Annotated in this window: 22 protein-coding genes and 2 tRNA genes; 16 read left to right on the top strand and 8 right to left on the bottom strand. The window is 73.2% G+C overall.

Features of this window, described 5'->3' with window-relative positions; genetic code table 11:
- Positions 1-110 precede the first annotated feature (110 nt).
- From AC0GKK_RS10030 to AC0GKK_RS10020, 3 genes are all read left to right on the top strand, one after another.
- Positions 111-3,032 (top strand): UPF0182 family protein, encoded by a 2,922-nt coding sequence (locus AC0GKK_RS10030; RefSeq protein ID WP_489883662.1) that lies wholly within the window; start codon positions 111-113, stop codon positions 3,030-3,032.
- Between the two features lie 94 nt (positions 3,033-3,126).
- Positions 3,127-3,203, top strand: a tRNA-Met gene (locus AC0GKK_RS10025).
- 150 nt (positions 3,204-3,353) lie between these two features.
- Positions 3,354-3,430 (top strand) — tRNA-Met (locus tag AC0GKK_RS10020).
- 43 nt (positions 3,431-3,473) lie between these two features.
- Here AC0GKK_RS10020 and AC0GKK_RS10015 read toward each other — a convergent pair.
- Positions 3,474-4,052, bottom strand: a complete 579-nt coding sequence (locus tag AC0GKK_RS10015; protein ID WP_405419045.1) for a dihydrofolate reductase family protein — start codon at positions 4,050-4,052, stop codon at positions 3,474-3,476.
- Positions 4,053-4,139: 87 nt separating this feature from the next.
- Between AC0GKK_RS10015 and AC0GKK_RS10010 the strand changes: the two genes are divergently transcribed.
- Positions 4,140-4,742, top strand: coding sequence for a TetR/AcrR family transcriptional regulator (locus AC0GKK_RS10010; protein ID WP_337830401.1), 603 nt, complete (start codon positions 4,140-4,142; stop codon positions 4,740-4,742).
- Here the strand turns inward: AC0GKK_RS10010 and AC0GKK_RS10005 are convergent.
- Positions 4,709-5,311, bottom strand: a complete 603-nt coding sequence (locus AC0GKK_RS10005) for a class I SAM-dependent methyltransferase (RefSeq protein ID WP_476653944.1) — start codon at positions 5,309-5,311, stop codon at positions 4,709-4,711. The genes AC0GKK_RS10010 and AC0GKK_RS10005 overlap by 34 nt on opposite strands.
- A gap of 33 nt (positions 5,312-5,344) precedes the next feature.
- Between AC0GKK_RS10005 and AC0GKK_RS10000 the strand changes: the two genes are divergently transcribed.
- The gene (locus tag AC0GKK_RS10000) at positions 5,345-5,569 is read left to right on the top strand and encodes an RNA-binding S4 domain-containing protein (protein ID WP_208819928.1); all 225 of its coding nucleotides are present in this window, start codon (positions 5,345-5,347) and stop codon (positions 5,567-5,569) included.
- A gap of 3 nt (positions 5,570-5,572) precedes the next feature.
- On the opposite strand, the gene AC0GKK_RS09995 is transcribed toward AC0GKK_RS10000, so the two are convergent.
- Together AC0GKK_RS09995 and AC0GKK_RS09990 are read right to left on the bottom strand one after the other, a co-directional pair.
- Entirely contained in the window at positions 5,573-7,627 is a 2,055-nt protein-coding gene (locus AC0GKK_RS09995) for an acyltransferase family protein (RefSeq protein WP_208819926.1), read from the bottom strand.
- Between the two features lie 122 nt (positions 7,628-7,749).
- A complete protein-coding gene (locus tag AC0GKK_RS09990; RefSeq protein WP_224403434.1) occupies positions 7,750-8,586 on the bottom strand; it encodes a transglycosylase SLT domain-containing protein in 837 nt (278 codons plus the stop codon).
- Between the two features lie 439 nt (positions 8,587-9,025).
- Here AC0GKK_RS09990 and soxR point away from each other — a divergent pair, with 439 nt between their 5' ends.
- Positions 9,026-9,496 carry a redox-sensitive transcriptional activator SoxR gene (gene soxR / locus AC0GKK_RS09985; RefSeq protein WP_062400605.1) on the top strand — a complete coding sequence of 157 codons (471 nt, stop codon included), beginning with the start codon at positions 9,026-9,028 and terminating at the stop codon, positions 9,494-9,496.
- A gap of 52 nt (positions 9,497-9,548) precedes the next feature.
- Positions 9,549-10,313 (top strand): tyrosine-protein phosphatase, encoded by a 765-nt coding sequence (locus AC0GKK_RS09980; protein ID WP_489883661.1) that lies wholly within the window; start codon positions 9,549-9,551, stop codon positions 10,311-10,313.
- Positions 10,314-10,319: 6 nt separating this feature from the next.
- Here the strand turns inward: AC0GKK_RS09980 and AC0GKK_RS09975 are convergent, their stop codons facing one another.
- Positions 10,320-10,712: a hypothetical protein gene (locus tag AC0GKK_RS09975; RefSeq protein ID WP_062400607.1), complete on the bottom strand. Its 393-nt coding sequence runs from the start codon at positions 10,710-10,712 to the stop codon at positions 10,320-10,322.
- A 7-nt stretch (positions 10,713-10,719) separates the two neighbouring features.
- Complete coding sequence (locus AC0GKK_RS09970) at positions 10,720-10,962, bottom strand: ribbon-helix-helix domain-containing protein (RefSeq protein ID WP_020621780.1); 243 nt, start codon at positions 10,960-10,962, stop codon at positions 10,720-10,722.
- A gap of 126 nt (positions 10,963-11,088) precedes the next feature.
- Between AC0GKK_RS09970 and AC0GKK_RS09965 the strand changes: the two genes are divergently transcribed.
- The 5 genes from AC0GKK_RS09965 to AC0GKK_RS09945 all read left to right on the top strand — a co-directional run bounded on the left by AC0GKK_RS09965 (position 11,089) and on the right by AC0GKK_RS09945 (position 15,809).
- Positions 11,089-12,261, top strand: a complete 1,173-nt coding sequence (locus AC0GKK_RS09965; protein ID WP_346106837.1) for an acyl-CoA dehydrogenase family protein — start codon at positions 11,089-11,091, stop codon at positions 12,259-12,261.
- Between the two features lie 13 nt (positions 12,262-12,274).
- A complete protein-coding gene (locus AC0GKK_RS09960) occupies positions 12,275-13,303 on the top strand; it encodes an acyl-CoA dehydrogenase family protein (protein ID WP_489883660.1) in 1,029 nt (342 codons plus the stop codon).
- Positions 13,304-13,404: 101 nt separating this feature from the next.
- Positions 13,405-13,914, top strand: a complete 510-nt coding sequence (locus tag AC0GKK_RS09955; protein WP_020621783.1) for a helix-turn-helix transcriptional regulator — start codon at positions 13,405-13,407, stop codon at positions 13,912-13,914.
- A gap of 33 nt (positions 13,915-13,947) precedes the next feature.
- Complete coding sequence (gene prfB / locus AC0GKK_RS09950) at positions 13,948-15,054, top strand: peptide chain release factor 2 (protein ID WP_073578362.1); 1,107 nt, start codon at positions 13,948-13,950, stop codon at positions 15,052-15,054.
- Positions 15,051-15,809: a hypothetical protein gene (locus tag AC0GKK_RS09945; protein WP_489883659.1), complete on the top strand. Its 759-nt coding sequence runs from the start codon at positions 15,051-15,053 to the stop codon at positions 15,807-15,809. The genes prfB and AC0GKK_RS09945 overlap by 4 nt, the downstream gene beginning before the upstream one ends.
- 163 nt (positions 15,810-15,972) lie before the next feature.
- On the opposite strand, the gene AC0GKK_RS09940 is transcribed toward AC0GKK_RS09945, so the two are convergent.
- Complete coding sequence (locus tag AC0GKK_RS09940; protein WP_476653947.1) at positions 15,973-17,193, bottom strand: multidrug effflux MFS transporter; 1,221 nt, start codon at positions 17,191-17,193, stop codon at positions 15,973-15,975.
- Between AC0GKK_RS09940 and AC0GKK_RS09935 the strand changes: the two genes are divergently transcribed.
- Genes AC0GKK_RS09935 through ftsX form a run of 3 tightly spaced genes read left to right on the top strand, consistent with a single transcriptional unit; the run spans position 17,192 to position 19,385 of the window.
- Complete coding sequence (locus AC0GKK_RS09935) at positions 17,192-17,740, top strand: MarR family winged helix-turn-helix transcriptional regulator (RefSeq protein WP_489883658.1); 549 nt, start codon at positions 17,192-17,194, stop codon at positions 17,738-17,740. The two genes, AC0GKK_RS09940 and AC0GKK_RS09935, sit on opposite strands and share 2 nt — an antisense overlap.
- 52 nt (positions 17,741-17,792) lie before the next feature.
- A complete protein-coding gene (gene ftsE / locus AC0GKK_RS09930) occupies positions 17,793-18,482 on the top strand; it encodes a cell division ATP-binding protein FtsE (protein WP_405419036.1) in 690 nt (229 codons plus the stop codon).
- Positions 18,483-19,385 carry a permease-like cell division protein FtsX gene (gene ftsX, locus AC0GKK_RS09925; RefSeq protein ID WP_405419035.1) on the top strand — a complete coding sequence of 301 codons (903 nt, stop codon included), beginning with the start codon at positions 18,483-18,485 and terminating at the stop codon, positions 19,383-19,385.
- Positions 19,386-19,389: 4 nt separating this feature from the next.
- On the opposite strand, the gene AC0GKK_RS09920 is transcribed toward ftsX, so the two are convergent.
- Positions 19,390-20,253, bottom strand: a complete 864-nt coding sequence (locus tag AC0GKK_RS09920) for an NmrA family NAD(P)-binding protein (RefSeq protein WP_489883657.1) — start codon at positions 20,251-20,253, stop codon at positions 19,390-19,392.
- A gap of 143 nt (positions 20,254-20,396) precedes the next feature.
- Here AC0GKK_RS09920 and smpB point away from each other — a divergent pair, with 143 nt between their 5' ends.
- The gene (gene smpB, locus AC0GKK_RS09915; protein WP_073578366.1) at positions 20,397-20,885 is read left to right on the top strand and encodes an SsrA-binding protein SmpB; all 489 of its coding nucleotides are present in this window, start codon (positions 20,397-20,399) and stop codon (positions 20,883-20,885) included.
- Positions 20,886-20,895 lie beyond the last annotated feature (10 nt).

Genomic DNA, 20,895 nt, shown 5'->3' with positions numbered 1-20,895 from the left:
CGACTTCACCGAACCTCCGTACAGTTGCCCTCGGAGAACCGTGCCGTCGCCCCAGCCGGCCGCGCTCTCCACGAGTCGTACCCGAACTGTGGAGTGTGCCCGTGTCGTCCATGCGGCCCCCTGTGGGAGCGCCGTCGCTGACCCGCCGAACCCGGATCCTGCTGGTCGCCGCGGGCGTCCTCGTAGTGCTTCTGCTCGGTGGCTCGCGGCTGTTGAACTTCTACGTCGACTACCTGTGGTTCGGCGAGGTCGGTTTCCGGAGCGTCCAGCTCACCCGGCTGTTCACCCAGATCGTGCTCTTCGGGGTCGTGGCCCTGGTGGTGGGCGGCCTGGTCGCGCTGACGCTGTGGCTGGCCTACCGGTACCGCCCGGTCTTCGTGCCGGTGTCCGGCCCCGAGGACCCGGTCGCGCGCTACCGCACCACGATCATCCAGCGCCTGCGCCTGTTCGCCGTCGGCGTGCCGGTCGTGATCGGTCTGATCGCCGGGCTCGCGGCGCCGACGCAGTGGCAGACCGTGCAGATGTTCCTGCACGGCACCCCGTTCGGCCGCGCCGATCCCGAGTTCGGCAACGACATCGGGTTCTACGCCTTCACCCTGCCGTTCCTGCGGATGAGCCTGAACTGGCTGTTCGTCGCCGTCGCGATCTGCTTCGTGCTCGCGCTGGTGACCCACTACATCTTCGGGGGCATCCGGCTGTCCGGCCGCTCCGGCTTCGTCTCCACCGCCGCGCGCGCCCAGCTCGCCGTGCTCGCCGGGGTGTTCGTGCTGCTCAAGGCCGTCGCCTACTGGTTCGACCGCTACGACCTGCTGTGGTCCAACCGCAACGCGCAGACGTTCTACGGAGCCACCTACACCGACCTCAACGCGGTCCTGCCGGCCAAGCTGATCCTGCTGGTCATCGCGGTGATCTGCGCGCTCGCGTTCTTCGTCGCCGCCTTCCGCCAGAACCTGCAGATCCCGGCCGTCGCCGTGGTCATGCTGGTCGTCTCCTCGATCCTGGTCGGCACGGCGTTCCCGCTGGTGCTGCAGCAGTTCGTCGTCGCGCCCAACGCGAACGTCAACGAGGCCCCGTCGATCGAACGCAACATCGCCGCGACCCGGGACGCCTTCGGCATCGGGCCGGACAAGGTCGACATCACGCCCTACGCGGGCACGTCGGAGGCGACACCGGCCCAGGTCCGGGCCGACACCGACACCATCCCCAACATCCGGCTGCTCGACCCGGGCAAGCTCAACCGCACGTTCACCCAGCTCCAGCAGCGACGGAACTTCTACGGGTTCTCGCCCAACCTCGACATCGACCGCTACACCGTCGACGGCGAGACCCGTGACTACGTCGTCGCGGCGCGCGAGATGAACGCCAACGGCCTGGTGAACAACCAGCAGGACTGGATCAACCGGCACCTGGTCTACACCCACGGCAACGGGATCGTGGCCGCTCCGGCGAACCAGGTGAACGAGGCCCTGGAGGACGCGGGCGGTTCCGGCGGCCTGCCGAACTTCCAGGTCTCCGACACCCAGCAGCAGGGCTTCGTGCCCGTCCAGCAGCCCCGCATCTACTACGGCGAGCTGCTCGACAACCAGTACTCGATCGTCGGTGCCGAGCCGGGTACCGCGCCGCGGGAGTACGACTCCGACGAGGCGCAGTACACCTACACCGGTGCCGGCGGCGTCCCGATCGGCGGGCTGTTCAACCGTTCGGTGTTCGCGCTGGCCTACGGCGAGCGGAACATCCTGTTCAACAACTCGATCAACGCCGACTCGAAGATCATGTACGTCCGGAACCCGCGGGACCGCGTGCAGGCGGTGGCCCCGTGGCTGACGCTGGACAACGACCCGTACCCGGCCGTCATCGACGGGCGGGTGCAGTGGATCGTCGACGGCTACACCACGCTGCAGAACTTCCCCTACGCCGAGCGCGTGCAGCTGGGCGACGCCACGTCGGACTCCCGGCTCGGGCCCAATGGCCAGCAGCTGCCGAACGACACGATCAGCTACCTGCGCAACTCGGTGAAGGCCACGGTCGACGCCTACGACGGCACCGTGAAGCTCTTCGCCTTCGACGAGTCCGACCCGGTGCTGCAGACCTGGGAGAAGGCGTTCCCGGGCACGGTCGAGCCGCGCTCGGCGATCACCCCGGACCTGCAGGCCCACCTGCGCTACCCGGAGGACCAGTTCAAGGTCCAGCGTGAGCTGCTGACCCGCTACCACGTCGACGACCCGAACGAGTTCTTCTCCACCGTGTCGTTCTGGGACGTCCCGTCCGACCCGACCGTGCAGGGCGGCAACGGCGGCAGCCAGGACGCGCAGCCGCCGTACTACATCTACGCGGGTCTTCCGGGGCAGGAGGGCGCGTCGTTCCAGCTCACCAGCGCGCTGGTGAGCCTGCGGCGGCAGTTCCTCGCCTCGTACGTCTCGGCCAGCTCGGACCCGGACACCTACGGGAAGCTGACCGTGCTGCAGCTGCCGAACGAGACCCAGACGCTCGGCCCGCAGCAGGTCCAGGCCCGGTTCCTCGGCTCGCCCGAGGTCTCCTCCGAGCTGAACCTGCTGCGGCAGAACCAGACCACGATCGACTACGGCAACCTGCTGACGCTGCCGGTGGCCGGTGGCCTGCTCTACGTCGAGCCCGTGTACATCGAGCGGGCGGGCGGTCAGGACAACTCGACCTACCCGCAGCTGGCCCGCGTCCTGGTGTTCTACGGCGACCGGCTCGGCTACGACGCGAGCCTGTCCCGGGCCCTCGACGAGGTGTTCGGCGCCGGAGCCGGTGCCGCCGCGGGCGGTGCCGCCCCGACGACCGGGCAGCCCGCCCAGCCGACGACGCCCACGACGCCGGCCACGCCGAACGGACAGGGCGCCCAGACCCCGGCGGCGCCCAACGCGGCGCAGGCGACCGCGGCGCAGCAGATCCGTGCGGCGCTGAACGAGCTCAAGGCGGCCCAGCAGTCCGGTGACTTCGCCAGGCAGGGCGAGGCGCTGGCCGCGCTGGACCGTGCGGTCGCGGCCTTCCAGGGCGCCGGTGGCTGATCATCGTCGGGCCGGACCCCCCTGCGGGTGGGGTCCGGCCCGGTGTGTAAGGTTGCCCCTGCAACACAGACGGAATGCACGCGGTTCCGTCCGGCGCGGGGTGGAGCAGCTCGGTAGCTCGCTGGGCTCATAACCCAGAGGTCGCAGGTTCGAATCCTGCCCCCGCTACCACGCACGAAGGCCCCCAGGATCCCCTGGGGGCCTTCGTTCGTCGTGGGGATCCGGCCCGGTGGCCGGGAGCGACCCCCCTCGGAGGTCCGGTGAACGACCGGTGTACGGTGGTGACACAACACAGACGGGATCGCACGCGGTCCCGGACGGCGCGGGGTGGAGCAGCTCGGTAGCTCGCTGGGCTCATAACCCAGAGGTCGCAGGTTCGAATCCTGCCCCCGCTACCACGCACGAAGGCCCCCGGGGAGCACCCCGGGGGCCTTCGTCCTGTCAGGGGACCCGCGCGTACTCGGCGACGACGACCCCGGAGCGGTACGGCGTCGACCGCACCAGGTCCCACGACCGCGGCCAGTACCCGCCGCCGTCGTCGAACAGGGGCTTGCCAGCCCCGAGCACGACCGGGTTCACCTTGAGCACCAGCCGGTCGATCTCGCCCGCCAGCGCGGCCGCGAGCCGCCCGCCACCGCAGAGCCAGATGCCGGCGCCGGTGCGGAGCTTCAGCTCGCGGACGAGGTCCACCGGGTCGCGCCCGGTCAGGGTGATCCCGGCGGGCACCGCGTCGGCGGGACGGCTGCGCGACAGGACGTACTGCTCCAGGTGCGGGTACGGGTCGGCGGTGGCCGCCAGGCCCGCGGCGTAGGTGTTCCAGCCCATCAGCACGGTGTCGAACCGGCTGTTGTCCGCGGTCAGCCCGAGCATGTCCAGCCCGACGGCCGGGACCGTGTCGGTCCACTCCCGCAGGATCATGTCGATGTGGTCGCCGGTCTGCGGGAAGGCGTCGAAGGTGTCGTCGGGGGCCGCGATGCGGCCGTCAAGCGAGACCGCGACGTAGTAGACGAGCTCGCGCATGCGCGGACCTCCGGGTCGAGAAAACCACGACGGATGTCGTGGTCGTCGAAAGTACAACAGGCGTCGTGGTTCGTCTAGGGTGCCCGCATGGCACGCAACGACGACCGCAGGCAGCGGCTGGCCGACGCGGGGCTGGCCGTCCTGGCCCGCGAGGGTGCCCGGGGACTGACCCACCGCGCGCTGGACCGGGAGGCCGGCGTCCCGACCGGCACGGCGTCGAACTACTTCCGGACCCGCGCCGAGCTCGTCCGTGCGCTGGCCGACCGGATCGGGCAACGCCTGGCGCCGGACCCGGACACCGTCGCCGGGCTGCGTGCGGGGGAGGCGGGGCCCGCGATGTTCGCCGACCACATCCGCGACATCGTGCGCCGGCTCGGTGCCGAGCGGGACGTGACGCTGGCGCTGTTCGAGCTCCGCCTGGAGGCTGCCCGGCGCCCGGAGGTCGCCGAGGTCATGGGGGAGTGGCTGCGCACCGGGTTCGCCGCCGACGTCGCCTACAACCGGGCCGCGGGACTGCCTGGCGGGCCCGCGGAGATCGCGCTGTTCCACTACGCGGTCGACGGCCTGCTCCTGGACCGGCTGACCCTGTCCATCGACCCGGACACCCCGACCGACACCGTCGTCGACGCACTCGTCGACGGGCTGCTCCCGCCCGCTCAGGGCGCCGGTGCGACCTCCAGCACCCGGTAGCCGCGCTCGGAGGCCAGGCGGGTCGTCGGGAAGCCCTGCTCGTCGTTCAGCCACCGTTGCAGCGAGTCCGAGCCCAGGTTCTTGGCCACCACCAGGTACGCCCGCCCGTCCGGGAGGAGCCGCGAGAGCCAGCGCAGCAGCAGCTCGTGCAGCGCGGCCTTGCCGGAGCGGATCGGCGGGTTGGAGTAGATCCCGGCGAAGGTGACGTCGTCGGGGACCTCCTCGGGCCGGCAGGCGGTCACGTTGCCCAGCCCGGCCGCGTCGGCGTTCTCCCGGGTGAGGCCCAGCGCGCGCTCGTTGAGGTCCACCGCCCACACCGGTAGCCGGCGGCGCCGGCTGGCCAGGGTGAGCGCGATCGGGCCGTAGCCGCAGCCGACGTCGAGCAGCGGGCCGCGGACCGGCGGCATCGGCGCGGTGTCGAGCAGCACCTTCGTCCCGCGGTCGAGGCGGCTGTGCGAGAAGACCCCGGTGTCGGTCACCAGCGACAGGTCCACGCCGGACGTGTGCAGGCGGACCGACCCGCGGTGGCTCGCGACGGACGGCGTGGCGCTGAAGTAGTGGTCACCCACGCCGGGTGATGCTACGGCGGCCACACTGGGGACATGAGGACGCCACAGCCCCCGCAGGACGTGCCCATCCGTGAGGAGCCGATCCGGATCGGTCAGTTCCTGAAGCTCGCCGGCCTCGCCGAGGACGGCGTGCACGCCCGCGAGATCCTGGAGGCGGGCGAGGTCACGGTCAACGGGGCACCGGAGCACCGCCGGGGCGCCCGGATCCGGCGCGGCGACGTCGTCTCCGTGGCCGGGCGGAGCGTCCGCCCGGCCTGAGGCTCACCAGCCGAGGTGGTCGAACGCCGTCGCGAGCGTCGGGGCGAGGGTCTCGGCGTAGGTCGCGGTCAGGTGGTTGTCGTCCATGTAGACGAGCACGTTGCCCACCTCGCTGCGGCAGACCGCCGGGTCGCAGATGCCGTCGGCCACGTCGGCGAACACCACGTTCGGCGGGACGCCCGGGACCGCCGACCACGGCGGGTACGGCTGGTACAGCGTGTGCCGGTCGACCTCGCAGTCCGGCGCCCCCCGGCCCTGCCTGGCGACGCAGTCGACCACGTTGAAGTCGAACCGGGGGTTGTCGCGGACCGCGACGACCGGGATCCCGGCCGCGTCGAGCCGCTGCCAGGCCTGCACGAACCCCTCGGGGGTCTGCTCGTGCAGTCCGGGCCGCACGTCGCGGCTGGCCAGGGTCAGGACCGCGTCGGGGTGCATCGCGACCAGCTGGTCGTGCACCGCGGCGTTCCAGTCGGTGCACCCCTGGTCGTCGGCGACGGTCTCCGAGCGCACCGACATCGGGCAGGCCCCGCGGAACATGCCCACCATCGACCAGTTGCGCTGCTCGGCGATCACCGCGAGCGAGGCGGCGTACTGCTGGGCGTGCGAGTCGCCGACCACGGCGACCGTCCGCTCCGAGGTCTCCGGGGCCGGCGCGGGCACGGTGCAGACCTCGAGCTCCGCGCCGTGCTCGGAGGGCCCGCAGTCCCAGCTGGTGCCGTGGTAGCTCCAGTCGTCGGGCGCCTGCACCAGCGACGGGGTCAGCTCGGCGTCGGCCGGGTCGAGCGAGGCGAGGTCGAACTGCGGGGACAGCGCCGCCGCGCCCGGGTGCGACGGCGAGCCCGCCAGCACCGGCGTCGACGTCCGCGCGGCGGCCAGCCCGTACCAGGAGCCCGCCGCGACGAGCACGGTCAGCGCGAGCACCCCGCCGGTCCGCAGCGCGTGGCGCACGTCGAGCGCGGCGATCCGCTGCTCCACGAACCGGTGGGTCAGCCAGGCCAGCACGAACGACACCGCGATCACGGCGGCGCCCTGCTCGAGGTCCAGCCGGTCCTGCCCGGTGCGCACCAGGGTGAGCGTCAGGATCGGCCAGTGCCACAGGTACAGCGGGAACGAGATGTCGCCGATCGTGCGCAGCACCCGTCCCGACAGCAGTCGGTCGACGCCGAACCGGTGCCCGGACCGCCCGGCGACCAGCACCATCGCCGCGGCCAGCGTCGGCCAGAGCGCCGCCCAGCCGGGGAACGCGCGGTCGACCTGGAGCAGGATCCCGCAGGAGACCAGCGCGGCCACGCCGCCCCAGCCGAGCACCGCGCGGGTGCCGGGGGTCAGCTCCGGCCGGTCCTCGATCCGGGAGATCCACAGCGCGAGCAGCCCGCCGAGCGCGAACTCCCAGATCCGCGTCGCGGAGTGGAAGTAGGCGAGCGGCTGGTTCACCAGCGTCAGGTACACCGAGTACGCGAACGAGGCCCCGCCGACGGCGAGCAGCGTGCCGGTGAGCCGCCGGTGCAGGTCGGCACCGTCCCGCCGGGTCGCGATCGCGACACCGGCCACGACCAGCGGCGCGAGCAGGTAGAACTGACCCTGGATGGACAGCGACCAGAAGTGCTGGACGATGCTCGCCGCGTTGTCGCGGGCCGCGTAGTCGACCGAGTTGTGTGCCAGCTCCCAGTTCTGCAGGAACAGCAGCGACGCGACCGTCTCCCGGACGGTCGGCATCCACCGGTTCTCCGGCAGCAGCCAGAACCCGGCCACCACGCCCGCGACGAGGACGACCGTCACCGCCGGTAGCAGCCGGGAGAACTGGCGTCGCCACGTGGCGAGTACGTCGACCCCGCCCCGCGCCGCCGCCCGGTGGAGACCACCGGTGATGAGGAAGCCGGTGATCAGGAAGAACACGTCGACGCCGCCGGAGACCCGGCCGACCCAGACGTGGTAGACGACCACCAGCACCACCGCCAGGGCGCGCAGACCCTGCAGCTCCGGACGGAACCGGGAGCGCGCGACGCCCCCGGCCGTCGTCGTGGTGCGGCTGGCGGGGGCTCCACCGGGGGACGACACGAGTGGCAGCTCCTCGTTGCGGGCACGATCGGGTAAAGGGAAGTTTACGATTCGACCCCTACAACGACGACGGCGGTCACCGGGTTCCCCCGGTGACCGCCGTCGTGGGGTCAGGGTCTCGCTCAGTATCCGATGTATCCGCCGTGGCTGCCGACCCGGCCACCCGCGTCGAGCGTGTCGATGCCGTAGCGGTCGATCATGTAGCGCACGCCCGCGGTGATGTTCGCGATCGGGTCGGTGATCGCCCGGTCCGCGAAGTCCGGGTGCACGTAGGCCGCGAACGTCGAGGGGATGACCTGCATGAGGCCCTCGGACGGGTTGCCGGCCGCGGCGTTGGAGTCCCAGTTGTTGATGGCGTGCGGGTTCCCGTTGGACTCCTTGAGGATGATGCGCTTGAGCCCGCTCGCGTAGGACTGGGACAGCCCCATGTGGTCCAGGGCCTCGGCGATCCAGCCGTCCAGTCCGCCCTGGGCGACGATCGCGTCGATCCGCGCCTTCTCGGCCTGGCGCGCCTTCTCGGCCGCGGCGGCCTTGGCGTGCTCGGCGGCGATCTTCGTCGCGATCTCGTGCGCCTTGCCCATGGACGCGAGGTCGGCGTCCTGGGCGGGGGCGGCGGCCTGCAGCGCGCCCGACGCGGCGGACGGCTGGGCGAAGGAGACCGGGCTGAAGAAGCCGGAGGTCGAGCCGTCCGTGGCCTTCGTGGCCGAGGGGATGTTCGCGGAGTACGCGGCCAGCGTCGTGGCGGCGGTGGTGCCGCCCTCCTCGGCGTCGGCCTGCGTCGAGGTCCCGTCCAGAGTGGTCGGGACGATCGCGGCGAACGCACCGGAGGCGAGCACGCCGAACGCGGCGCCGGTGGCGGCCGTGCGGGTGCCGGCACGACGCGCGGCGTGCGCGGGGCCGCCGTGCCGCGAGGAACGGAGGGACGGTGCAGCGGCCGTCGCTGCGGGTGTGGTCGCCACGGGTCGGGGGAACCCGTGGTGGCCACCGGGGGAGCGGTGTCCGGGCAAGGAAACGCCTTTCAGATCACGGACGGCACCGCGCACGAACGGCCGGGTCGGGGGTCCCGGGTGAGCCGGTCGGGGAGTCCGGCTCCAGCCCGCTCGTGATCGGGCCGTGATGACTGGGGATGACCGTAGAGGGCCCCGTCGCGGGGGTCCAGCCCCGGGGTCGTCGGTCGCCGCGCGACAGGCACCGTTCACCGGTTCCGTGATCTTGAGAGAGTGCGGGGAGCAACCCGGTGGACGGTGCCCCTCGGCCGACGGACGGCGGTCCCCGCAGGTGGCGGGCTTGCGATGAACGGCGCAATACTGGAGTCGGCTCGAGGTTTGTACGGGCCGTCCCGATGCGCGGAACGGCGTGTGGGACGGCCGCGGCGGGGTAGTGGGACGGGGGACGGGCATGGACACGGGCGACCTGTTGACCATCGGGGAGATCGTCGAGCGCAGCGGGTTCCCGCACTCGGCGTTGCGCTACTACGAGCGCGAAGGGCTGATCTCCGCGACGCGGACCTCGGGCAACCAGCGCCGCTACCGGCGCAGCGTGCTGCGCAGGCTCGCCTTCGTCCGGGCGGCCCGGTCCATCGGGATCGGGCTGGAGGAGGTCCGCTCCGCCCTCGACGCGCTGCCCGCGGACCGCACGCCGACCCGGTCGGACTGGGCCCGGCTGTCGCGGTCCTGGCGCGGCAGGCTCGACGAGCAGATCGACGCGCTGACCGCCCTGCGCGACGGCCTCGACGGCTGCATCGGCTGCGGCTGCCTGTCGATGACGACCTGCCGGCTGGTCAACCCCGACGACGCCGCCGCCGCGTACGGCGACGGTGCCCGGGTGCTGCCCGCCGCGCTGCGCCGCCCGCCGGTGCACGGCCGGTGAACCCTGCCCGGTGACCGCTGCCGTGGCGCCCCGGGCTGCCTAACCTGGGGTCGTGACCGATCTCGTACCGGACCGCTGGTTGACCGTCGACGGCCTCGCCAACGCCCGTGACGTCGGCGGCCTCCCGCTCGACGGCGGGGGTCGCGTCCGCACCGGCGTCCTGCTGCGCACCGAGTCCCTGGAGGGGCTGGGGCCGGCCGCCGTCGCGTACCTCACCGACGAGCTGGGCGTCGCGCAGGTGCTGGACCTGCGCACCGACCACGAACGCACGACCTACGGCCTCGGTGCGCTCGCCGCGGCCGGGGTGCCGGTGCACCGGCTCAGCTTCATCCCCGAGACCGGGATCGCCCTGCCCGAGACCGAGGACGCCCACGCCGCGCTCGACCCGATGCTCGGCCACTACCTGGCCTACCTCGACGGCCGCGGCGAGTACGTCGTGGACGGGGTCCGCCGGATCGCCGGGCTGGAGTCCGGCACGACCGTCGTGCACTGCGCCGCCGGCAAGGACCGGACCGGCGTGCTCGTCGCGCTGGTGTGCGCCGCGGTCGGGGTGCCGCGGGAGGAGATCACCGCCGACTACGCGCTGTCCGCGACCCGGATCGACGCCCTGTTCCGGAAGTGGACGACCGTCTCGGGTGAGCCGATGCCCGGTGCCGACGAGCTGGACCGGCACCGCCCACGGGCCGAGGTCATGGCCGAGTTCCTGCGGCTGCTCGACGAGCGCCACGGCGGCCCGGTCGGCTGGCTGCGCGAGAACGGTCTCACCGAGGACGAGCTGACGCGCCTCCGGACCCGGCTGCGCGACGGGAGCGCCTGAGCACGCTCAGGGCAGCTCCTCGATCGGCACCATCGGGTCGAGCTTGCGCAGCGACCCCGGGTCCCCGGTGACCGCGGGCCAGCCCCGCCGCCGGGCGGCGGTGACGACCTGGCCGGTCACGATGTCGTCGAGTCCCTGGGAGGCCAGCAGCAGCCCGGCCTCCTGGGCGCTCTCGGGCGACAGCTCGTGGATCACGGTGTTCGGCAGACCCAGCAGGACCTGCAGTGCGGCGTGGTGCTCGGCGTCGACCATCGACCAGGCGCGGCCGAGGGCGGCGCTGGGCACCGCGAGCACGATGTTCTCCTCCACCGCGGCCCAGACCAGCGCACGCATGTAGACGGGGCGACCGGTCGCGAAGGCCGCCAGAGCCGAGGAGTCGAGTACGCGTCCGCCGATCATCGCGGGCTCAGCCGACGGCCACGGGCGGGACCGGGCGCAGCGAACGGCGCGCGGCATCCAGCTCGTCGGCCGGCGGGGGGCCGCCGTAGAGGTCGGCCAGGGTGGCCAGGGAACGGTCCCGGTCCTGCCGTGCCTGCACGGCCTCCGCCACGTAGGCGGACAGGCTCGCCGCCGATCCCCGGGACACCGCGTCCCTCGCCTCGGCCACCAGCTCCGCCGGCAGCGTGACCGTCACCCGCTCGCTGCGCATACCGAAATGCTACTCCCTGCATACCGCCCGGGCCACGGACACGCCGCGGGAGGCAGGTTACCGGCGGGTATGGAAGGCTCCGGGTCGGGACAGTGCCGACCTCACACGACGAACGGGTGCTCATCCATGGACCTGACCTTCACCCCGGCCGAGGAGGAGTTCCGCGCCGAACTGCGCTCCTGGCTCGGCGCCCACATCCCGCAGGAGTGGACCCGCCCCGGGTTCTGGGAGTCCCTGGAGGACTCCGAGAGCTTCCGGCTGCGGCGCGACTGGGAGCGGGACAAGGCCGACGCCGGGTTCGCCGGCATCCAGTGGCCCGTCGAGTACGGCGGCCGCGGCGGCACGCCGGGCATGAAGGCCATCTACGACGAGGAGACCGTCCGCGCCCAGGCGCCGCGCACGGTCAACCCGCTCGGGCTGACCTTCCTCGCGCCGACGGTCATGGCGATCGGCACCGACGCGCAGAAGAAGGAGATCATCGGCCCGCTGCTGCGCAACGAGGTCGTGTGGTGCCAGGGCTTCTCCGAGCCCGGTGCCGGCTCCGACCTCGCGGCGCTGTCCACCAAGGGCGTCCGCGACGGTGACGACTTCGTCGTCAACGGCCAGAAGGTCTGGACCACCAACGCCGTGCACGGCGACAAGATCTTCACCCTGGTCCGCACCGAGGCCGGGTCGGAGAAGCACCGCGGCATCTCGATGCTGCTCATCGACATGGACCAGCCCGGCGTCACCGCGCGCCCGTTGCGCCAGATGAGCGGGGCCAGCGAGTTCGGCGAGGTCTTCTTCGACGACGCCCGCGTCCCGGCCGCGGACTGTCTCGGCGAGATCGGTGACGGCTGGCGCACCGCGATGCTGCTGCTCTCGTTCGAGCGCGGCGCGTCCGGCATCTCCCAGTACACCGAGTTCCGTCGTCAGTACGACGAGATCGCCGCCGTCGCCCGGAGGCTCGGCCGCGACACCGACCCGGTGATCCGCGACGACCTGGCCCGCGTCCTGGTCGAGCTGGAGTGCCTGAGGCTGCACTCGATGCACGTGCTCACCCAGGTCGAGCAGGGCCGCGATCTCGGCTTCGAGGCGTCGATGACCAAGCTGCAGTGGTCCGAGGCGTTCCAGGACCTGTGGGAGGTCTACGACCGGATCCTCGGCGAGGACGCCACGCTCGACGCGCTGCCCGACGGCACCGACCTGCGCCCGCTGCACGCCCAGGCCATGTGGTCGCGCTCGGTCACCATCTGGGGCGGCTCGTCACAGGTGCAGCGCAACGTCACCGCCGAGCGCGTGCTCGGCCTGCCGCGGTAAGGGGAACGGACACATGTTCTTCGCACTCACCCAGGATCAGCAGGAGTTCGGCGCCGCGGTGCGCGACTACCTGGCCGAGCGCTTCGACCTCGCCGCCGTGCGGGCGGTCGTCGAGAACCCGTCCGACGACGGCAACCCGGCGTCGTTGTGGCGCGCCGCGGGCGAGCAGGGGTGGACCGCGGTCACCGTCGACGAGGAGCACGACGGCCTCGGTCTCGGCCTGGTCGAGGCCCAGGTGATCGCCCGGGCGCTCGGGGCGGGTGTCGCCCCCGGCCCGTGGCGCGGCACCGTGCTGGCCGCCGACGCGATCCGGCTCGCCGGCTCCGACGAGCAGAAGGCGGCCTGGCTGCCGAAACTCGCGGCGGGCGAGGCGGTCGGTGCGTTCACCACCCGGGGCAGCGCCGCGACCGGTCTGCCGGTGGTGGAGTACGGCGCGCTCGCCGACGTCGTCGTCGCCCCGGCCGAGGACGGGCTGCCCGGGCTGGCGCTGATCACCGGCGCCACGGCGTCGCCGGTCGGCAGCTACGACGGCACCACCCGGCTCGCGTCGCTGGACGGCGGGACCGCCGAGGCGCTGCCCGGCACCACCGTCGAGCTGCAGAAGCAGCTGACCGACCGGGCGACCGTGCTGGCCGCCGCGGACCTGGTCGGCATCGCCCGCGAGGCGTTGACCCGCACCGTCGCCTACGACCGCGAGCGCACCCAGTTCGGTGTGCCCGTCGGGTCGTTCCAGGCACTCAAGCACGCGCTGGCCGACCTGCACGTCGGGGTCACGATGGCCGAGCACGCGGCGCTCTACGCCGCGCACGCGGTGGACGCCGGGCTCGACGGTGCCGAGCTCGCCGTCGCCGTCGCCAAGGCCAAGAGCAGCGACGTGGCGCTCCAGGCGACCGCGGCGATGATCCAGTTCCACGGCGGCATCGGTTACACCTGGGAGCACGAGGCGCACTTCTTCTACAAGCGCGCCAAGCGGCTCGCCGGCCAGTACGGCGACGTCGCCGTCTCCCGCGAGCGGATCGCCTCCCTGACCATCGGGGCCTGACCCCTCCGTGGGCCGCGTGAGGCCACAGTGCACCCCGTCTGCTCAGGGCGGATGTGCGCTGTGGACTCGCGCGCCCGGCGCGGACGTGGGACCGTCGGACGATGGCACCCGTCACACCGGTCAACGCCACCGCCGCCGCCCTCCTCGGTCTGCTCCACGGCGGGCCGATGACCGGTGGGCAGCTGGTGGCGGCGGCCGGTGAGCGGTTCGGGCTGTTCTTCTCGGTCACCCGCAGCCAGGTCTACCGCGAGCTGCCCGCGCTGACCGAGGAGGCGTTGCTGCGCCTGGGCAAGCAGGGCCCGCGGGCCAGCCAGCAGTACGTGATCACCGCCGCCGGCAAGCGGTCGTTCAAGCACTGGCTCGCCACCGGTGGCGACGCCGACGCCGTCCGCAGCCCGCTGGTGCTGCGGCTGCTGCACGCGGGGACGCTGACGGTCAAGCAGCGCACCGAGCTCGTCGCGGCCGCCCGCGAGGCCTACGCCGAGCGGCTCGCGGTGGCCCGCGCCGCCGCCCGTGCGACCGACGACCCCTACGGCCGTCCGGTCGCGGACTTCGCCGTCGCCCACACCCGGGCGATGATCAAGCTGATCGACGCGATCCCCCAGGACTGAACCGGGTCCCACCCCCGCGTACCCTCGACCGTTGTGAACTCCGACGTCCAGGCCGACCTGAAGGACCTCGACACCACGCTGTCCAGCATCGAGGCCGTCGCCGACGTGCCCCGGCTGCGCCAGGAGATCGAGGAACTGTCCGAGCAGGCGGGCCGGCCGGACCTCTGGGACGACGTCGACGCCGCCCAGCAGATCACCAGCCGGCTGGCCTACGCCCAGGGCGACCTGCGCCGGCTCGACGACCTGCGCCGCCGCCTCGACGACGTGCCGGTGCTCTACGAGCTCGCCGAGGACGAGGGCGACGAGTCCGCCGTCGCGGACGCCGACGCCGAGCGCGCGAAGCTCCGCAGCGAGATCTCCTCGCTGGAGGTCCGCACCCTGCTCTCGGGCGAGTACGACGAGCGCGAGGCCCTGGTGACCATCCGGTCCGAGGCCGGGGGCATCGACGCCGCCGACTTCGCCGAGATGCTGCTGCGCATGTACCTGCGCTGGGCCGAGCGCCACGGCTACGGCACCGACGTCTACGAGACGTCCTACGCCGAGGAGGCCGGCATCAAGTCGGCCACCTTCGCCGTCCACGCGCCGTACGCGTTCGGGACGCTGTCGGTCGAGGCCGGCACCCACCGCCTGGTGCGGATCTCGCCGTTCGACAACCAGGGGCGGCGCCAGACGTCGTTCGCCGGTGTCGAGGTGGCCCCGGTCGTCGAGACCTCCGACCACATCGAGATCGACGAGAAGGACCTGCGGGTCGACGTGTTCCGCGCGTCCGGGCCCGGCGGCCAGGGCGTCAACACGACCGACTCGGCGGTCCGGCTGACCCACATCCCGTCCGGGATCGTCGTCGCCTGCCAGAACGAGCGCTCCCAGCTGCAGAACAAGGCGTCGGCGATGGCCGTGCTGCAGGCGAAGCTGCTGGAGCGCCGCCGGCAGGAGGAGCGCGAGCTGCGCGACTCGTTCAAGGAGGCCGGGTCCTCCTGGGGCAACCAGATGCGCAACTACGTGCTGCACCCGTACCAGCTGGTGAAGGACCTGCGCACCGAGCACGAGGAGGGCAACCCCTCGCAGGTGCTCGACGGCCAGATCGACGAGTTCATCGAGGCCGGCATCCGCTGGCGCAAGCAGACCGAATCGGCCTCGTGAGCCGGGGTCGCCGGGCGTCCGCCGTCTGCGGCGCCCTCCTCGTCCTCGCCCTGGCCGGATGCACGACGGGATCCCCGGAGCCGGCCGCCGACGGGGCTCCGCCTGCCTCCGCCGCGCCGTCGGCGCAGGACACCGTGGCCGCCGCGGGCACCGCGCTCGCCGACGCCGGGTCGGCGCGGGTCGACGTCGAGCTCGACTCGGTCACCGGCCCGGTGCGCGCCTCCGGCCCCGCCCGCTTCACCCCGTTCGCCGCGGACCTCACCGTCGCCCTCGGCACCCGTGGTGCCCGGGTCAGGGTGCTCGACGACCGTGCCTGGGTCCGGTTCGGCGGCAGCGACCGCTGGCAGCCGCTGTCCACGGGGCTCCTCCCGGTCGGTGCCGTCGGCGGGATGCTGCACGCCGCGCCCGGACTGCGCGACGTCGTCGCCGCGCCGGGGGCCACCGACTTCGACGGCGTCGCCGCGACGACGTACACCGGGTCGGTGGACCTCGCCGCCGCACGGGCCGGCGCCCCGGACCCGGCGGTCGCGACCCGGCTCGACGAGCTCGCCGGGCTGGTCTCGCCGACCCCGCGGTTCACCGCCTGGCTCGGTGCCCCCGACGCCGCCCCCGCCGACCGCGGACGGCTGCTCCGGCTGCGCCTGGAGCCGCAGGCCCCGGCCGCCGGGACGCAGAACGCCGGCGCCGCGGTCCCGGGTGCGGTGACCGTCTCCTTCAGCGACCCCGGGCTGCCGGTGGAGATCACCGCCCCCTGACGACGGCCCCGTGTCCAGTGGCCCGCGCGCCTCGACCCGGGTCGGCGCGGTCCACCGAGATGCAGCTCAGCGGGCCGTGGAGATCGACAATTCCCGCTGAGCCGCATCTCGGCGTCACGGCGGCCGGGCCGACGAGTGTCCGGGGCGGGGCGGCGGGGCGGGCTCAGCGCGGCGCGGTCGTGCCGCGGGTCAGGGCGGCGAGCGACACGGCGGAGAGCGTGGCCGCGGTCAGCATGGTCACGGCCATCGCCGTCGCGCTCGACCCGACCAGCGGCGAGACCAGGGCGCCGAGGCCGAACTGGGTGGCCCCCAGCAGGGCCGAGCCCGTCCCGGCGCGGTCGCGGACCTCGCCGGTCGCCAGCGCCGCGCTGTTGCCCATCACGAACCCGAGCGTGGCCAGGGTCGCGAACAGCAGCACGAGGACGGGCCAGCGGGCGGCGCCGAGCAGCACCACGACGAGCAGCGCCGCGCACAGCACGACCAGCCCTCCGACGGCGACGACGAGCTGGCGGCGCGGGGCGACCCGAGTGGCGAGCCGGCTGCTGACGATGTTGCCCAGCACCAGCCCGGCCGCGTTCGTCCCGAAGGCGAGGGCGTACTGGGTCGTGGAGAGGCCGAGGGTCTGCTGCAGCACGAACGGCGACCCGGAGATGTAGGCGAACATCATCGAGAACGACGTGGCGAACGCGAGCACGTAGCCGACGTAACGACGGCGGCGCAGCAGCGCACCGGTGTCGGAGAAGGTCCGTCGCACACCGCCGGAGGTACGGGCCGGGGCCGGCAGCGTCTCGTGCACCGCGAGCAGCGACGACACCAGCATGAGCAGCGCCAGCCCGGCGAGCACGACGAAGATGCCCCGCCAGCCGACGACCCCGCCGAGCGAGCTGCCGATCACCGGCGCGACCACCGGGGCGATCCCGTTGATCGCCATCATCAGCGAGAACAGCTGCGCGGTCCGCGCGCCGGTGGTGCGGTCGGAGATCATCGCGCGGCTCAGCACCAGACCGGCCGCACCGCCGAAGCCCTGCAGGAACCGGGCGACGACGAGCACCGCGACCGACGGCGCGACCGCGCTCGCCAGGGACGCGACGAACAGCAGGACCGTGCCGGCGAGGACCAGGCGTCGCCGCCCCCAGCTGTCCGAGAGCGGGCCGATCACCAGCTGCCCGAACGCCAGCCCCACCAGGAACGCGGTCAGGGTCAGCTGCGCCGCCGACGCCGACGCCCCCAGCTCGGTCGCCACGGTCGGCAGCACGGGCAGGTACATGTCGGTGGCCAGCGGCGCCACGGCCGTCAGCAGCGCGAGAACACCGATCCACACGCCGTCCGGCACGGTGCGGCCGCGCGCGGTCCTCGGTGCGGCCTGCTCGGTACCCACGGTCATGACGGTCCTCTCTCCCACGGCAATCAGCTATGAAAATATATATGAACGGTCGAGTAGTATTGCGTCTGTGACGGAGATCAAGGAGCGCGAGGACTGGGCGGCGCTGGTGGTCGCCGTCCACGACCTGTCGCGGGTGCTGCGGGCGTCGGGCGAACGCGCGGTCGGCCTGGACGCGATCACCGGATCCGAGCACGAGGTGCTCCGGTGGGTCTCGGCCCGGCCCGGGCACCCGGTGTCGGCGGTGGCCCGCAGTCTCGGGCTGCAGCCCAGCAACGTCAGTACGACCGTCCGGTCACTGGTCGGGCGCGACCTCGTCGAGCGCCGTGCCGACCCGGCCGACGGCCGTCGTGCGCTGCTGTACCCCACGGCCCGGGCGGTCCGGCACCGCGAGCTCCTCGACGCCGCCTGGACGCGGCAGATCCGGCGCGCGCTCGGCGACCTGGACGGTGCCGACGCGGTCGCGCTGCGTGCGGCGGTCCCCGTCCTGGACCGGCTCGCCGGTGCGCTCGACCCGTCGCGGGACCCGGTCGCCGCCGGACCGGCCTGACGGGCGTGTCGTCACGGCCCGTGTACTCCGGGCGGCGGTACCGTCCCGCTCCGTGATCGAGCTGCGGGACGTCACCAAGCGCTACCCGGCGTCCGGGCGTCCGGCGCTGGACCGGGTCTCCGCGACGGTCGGTGCGGGTGAGTTCGTGTTCCTGATCGGACCGTCGGGGTCGGGCAAGTCGACGCTGCTGCGGCTGCTGCTGCGCGAGGACGTCCCCAGCTCGGGATCCATCCTCATCGACGGCCTCGACGTCGCCGGGCTGCCCCGGCGCAAGGTGCCGAAGCTGCGCCAGCGGATCGGGTGCGTGTTCCAGGACTTCCGGCTGCTGCCCAAGCGCACCGTCGCCGGCAACGTCGCGTTCGCGCTCGAGGTGCTGGGGCGCAGGCCCTCGGAGATCCGGATCGCCGTCCCGGAGCTGCTGGAGATGGTGGGGCTGCAGGGCAAGGCCGAGCGGCTGCCGCACGAGCTGTCCGGCGGCGAGCAGCAGCGCGTCGCGATCGCCAGGGCGTCGGTCAACCGGCCCCCGCTGCTGCTGGCCGACGAGCCCACCGGCAACCTCGACCCCGAGACCGGGCGGGAGATCATGCAGGTCCTGGAGCGCATCAACCGGGCGGGCACCACGGTGCTGATGGCCACCCACGACTCGTCCATCGTGGATGCGATGCGCCGCCGGGTGATCGAGCTGGCCGACGGCGGCGTGCTGCGCGACGAGGCCCGCGCGGTGTACGGGGCGGGCCGGTAGATGCGCCCCGCCCTGCTCACCCGCGAGGTCTCCTCCGGCCTGCGCCGCAACGTCACGATGACCGTCGCGATGGTCCTGACCACCGCGGTCACCCTCATGTCGGTCGGTGCGGGCCTGCTCGTGCTGCGCACCATCGACGACATCTCGGCGCTCTACACGAACCGGCTCGAGATCCAGGTCGCGCTCACCCCGGACGTCTCGGAGACCGACCCGGACTGCAGCGGGCCGACGTGCGCGTCGGTGCGGAGCGCGCTGGAGGCCGCCCCGGGCGTCGGCTCGGTCTCGTTCGAGTCCCAGCAGCAGGCCTGGACCCGCTTCCGCGAGCTGTTCGCCGGGCAGTCGGTCGCCGACGTCGCCCGGCCGCAGTCGCTGCCCGCCACGCTGCGGGTCACCCTGACCGACCAGCAGGCGGGTGCCGCGGCCGCCCGGGCCGCCGTGGAGGGCCGGCCGGGGGTGCGCGGGGTGATCGACCAGCGCGACGTCGTCGGGACCCTGTTCGACTTCCTGAACGGGGTGCGCAACGTGGCGTTCGCGCTCGCCGTCGTGCAGGCGCTCGCGGCGATCCTGCTGATCTCCAACACGGTGCAGGTCTCGGCGTTCATGCGGCGCACGGAGGTCGGCGTGATGCGCCTGGTCGGTGCGACGCGCTGGACCACCCAGCTGCCGTTCCTGGTCGAGGCCGCCATCGCCGGGGCCGTCGGCGGGGCGCTCGCCGGGATCGGCCTGGTCGCGGCCAAGTACGCCGTCGTCGACGACCTGTTCGCCGCGATGGGGCAGGCCGGCGTGATCCCGCCGGTCCGGATCACCGACGTGCTGGTGGTCTCGGCGCTGCTCGTGCCCACCGGGGCGCTCGTCGCCGGGATCACCGGCTACGTGACCCTGCGCGCCTACGTGAAGGTCTGAGCGCTCACCCCGCGGGGGCGAACGCCGCGGCGTGGTCGCGGGCGAACTCCTCCAGGGTGCGGGCCGGGTGGCCGGTGAGGACGGCCACGGCGTCGTCCACCCGGGCGGCCTCGCCCCGCCCGTAGTGGGCGTAGTCCTCGACCAGTCCCGCGGCCTGCCAGGGCGGCAGCACCCCGTCCAGGGCGGCGGCGAACGCCTCGGGCGTGAGGTCGTCGAACGTCACCGGGTGTCCGGTGGCCCGGGTCAGGGCCGCGGCGATCCCGGCGTGGGTGACCGCGCGCGGCCCGGTGAGGTCGTGCACCGCACCGTCCCCTCCGGCGCCGGTGAGCACGGCCGTGGCGGCGTCGGCGATGTCGCGCACGTCGACCGCGCTCACCGCGGCGTCGCCGATCGGGGCGCCGAACCGGCCGGTCGCGGCGACCAGGGGGGCGAAGGCCAGCAGGCCCTGCAGGAACAGGTTCGGCCGCAGCACCACGTGGCCGATCCCCAGGTCGTGGACGTGCTGCTCCACCGCGGCGTGCCGGCGCAGGAACCGCACCGGGGAGTCCTCCCGTGCCGCGAACTGCGACAGCAGCACCAGCCGGGACACCCCGGCGGTCGCGGCGGCGTCGGCCACCGCGATCTGGGTGGTCGCGGCGTCGGGGGCCGAGGGTGAGTTGAGGAACGCCGCGTCGACCCCGTCCAGTGCCGCGGCGACGGCGTCCGGGTCGCGCAGGTCGCCCCGCACGACCTCGACGCCGGCGGCGTCGCCGAGGCGGTCGGGGTCGCGGACCAGCGCCCGCACCGTCACGTCACGACCGGCCAGCGCGGTCAGCAGGTGCCCGCCGATCCCGCCGGTCGCCCCGGTCACCAGGACCGTCGTCGTCATGTCCGTCTCCTGTGATCGTCGATCCGATACGAGAGCACTGCTCTCGTCCCGGAGTCTGCACGCGGCGCCGTCGACACGCAAGAGCGGTGCTCCGGCGATGCTGCGGTCGGATACCGGTGGCGGTACGCGGGTAGGCTGGTCGTGTGAAGGAACAGGGCCGGAAGGTGATCGCGCAGAACCGTCGGGCCCGGCACGACTACGCGATCCTGGAGGAGTTCGAGGCCGGGGTCGCGCTCAAGGGGACCGAGGTGAAGAGCCTGCGTCTGGGGCGGGCGTCGCTGGTCGACGCCTTCGCCACCATCGACGACGGCGAGATCTTCCTGCGCAACCTGCACATCCCGGAGTACGTGCGCGGCAGCTGGACCAACCACGAGCCGCGCCGCACCCGCAAGCTGCTGCTGCACCGCGGGGAGATCGACCGACTGATGGGCAAGACCCGCGAGGGCGGGCTCACCCTGGTGCCGCTGTCGCTGTACTTCAACGACGGCAAGGTCAAGTGCGAGCTCGCGCTCGCCAAGGGCAAGAAGGACTACGACAAGCGCCGCGACCTGGCCAAGAAGGACGCGCAGAAGGAGATCGCGCGCGCCGTCGGCCGTGCGGCCAAGGGGCGGGCCCGGGACCTGCGCGGCTGAGCCACGGCCC

Source organism: Pseudonocardia sp. P-1, assembly GCF_058111925.1.
Note: the sequence above shows the minus strand (reverse complement) of the source record. Positions and strands in the feature narration are given on the sequence as shown.

Bases quoted from the DNA above. Each gene is read 5' to 3' on its own strand.
- AC0GKK_RS10030 (WP_489883662.1), top strand. From the start codon at position 111: ATGCGGCCCCCTGTGGGAGCGCCGTCGCTGACCCGCCGAACCCGGATC.
- AC0GKK_RS10015 (WP_405419045.1), bottom strand. From the start codon at position 4,052: ATGCGCGAGCTCGTCTACTACGTCGCGGTCTCGCTTGACGGCCGCATC.
- AC0GKK_RS10010 (WP_337830401.1), top strand. From the start codon at position 4,140: ATGGCACGCAACGACGACCGCAGGCAGCGGCTGGCCGACGCGGGGCTG.
- AC0GKK_RS10000 (WP_208819928.1), top strand. From the start codon at position 5,345: ATGAGGACGCCACAGCCCCCGCAGGACGTGCCCATCCGTGAGGAGCCG.
- soxR (WP_062400605.1), top strand. From the start codon at position 9,026: ATGGACACGGGCGACCTGTTGACCATCGGGGAGATCGTCGAGCGCAGC.
- AC0GKK_RS09975 (WP_062400607.1), bottom strand. From the start codon at position 10,712: ATGATCGGCGGACGCGTACTCGACTCCTCGGCTCTGGCGGCCTTCGCG.
- AC0GKK_RS09970 (WP_020621780.1), bottom strand. From the start codon at position 10,962: ATGCGCAGCGAGCGGGTGACGGTCACGCTGCCGGCGGAGCTGGTGGCC.
- AC0GKK_RS09965 (WP_346106837.1), top strand. From the start codon at position 11,089: ATGGACCTGACCTTCACCCCGGCCGAGGAGGAGTTCCGCGCCGAACTG.
- AC0GKK_RS09960 (WP_489883660.1), top strand. From the start codon at position 12,275: ATGTTCTTCGCACTCACCCAGGATCAGCAGGAGTTCGGCGCCGCGGTG.
- AC0GKK_RS09955 (WP_020621783.1), top strand. From the start codon at position 13,405: ATGGCACCCGTCACACCGGTCAACGCCACCGCCGCCGCCCTCCTCGGT.
- AC0GKK_RS09935 (WP_489883658.1), top strand. From the start codon at position 17,192: ATGACGGTCCTCTCTCCCACGGCAATCAGCTATGAAAATATATATGAA.
- AC0GKK_RS09940 (WP_476653947.1), bottom strand. From the start codon at position 17,193: ATGACCGTGGGTACCGAGCAGGCCGCACCGAGGACCGCGCGCGGCCGC.
- ftsX (WP_405419035.1), top strand. From the start codon at position 18,483: ATGCGCCCCGCCCTGCTCACCCGCGAGGTCTCCTCCGGCCTGCGCCGC.
- AC0GKK_RS09920 (WP_489883657.1), bottom strand. From the start codon at position 20,253: ATGACGACGACGGTCCTGGTGACCGGGGCGACCGGCGGGATCGGCGGG.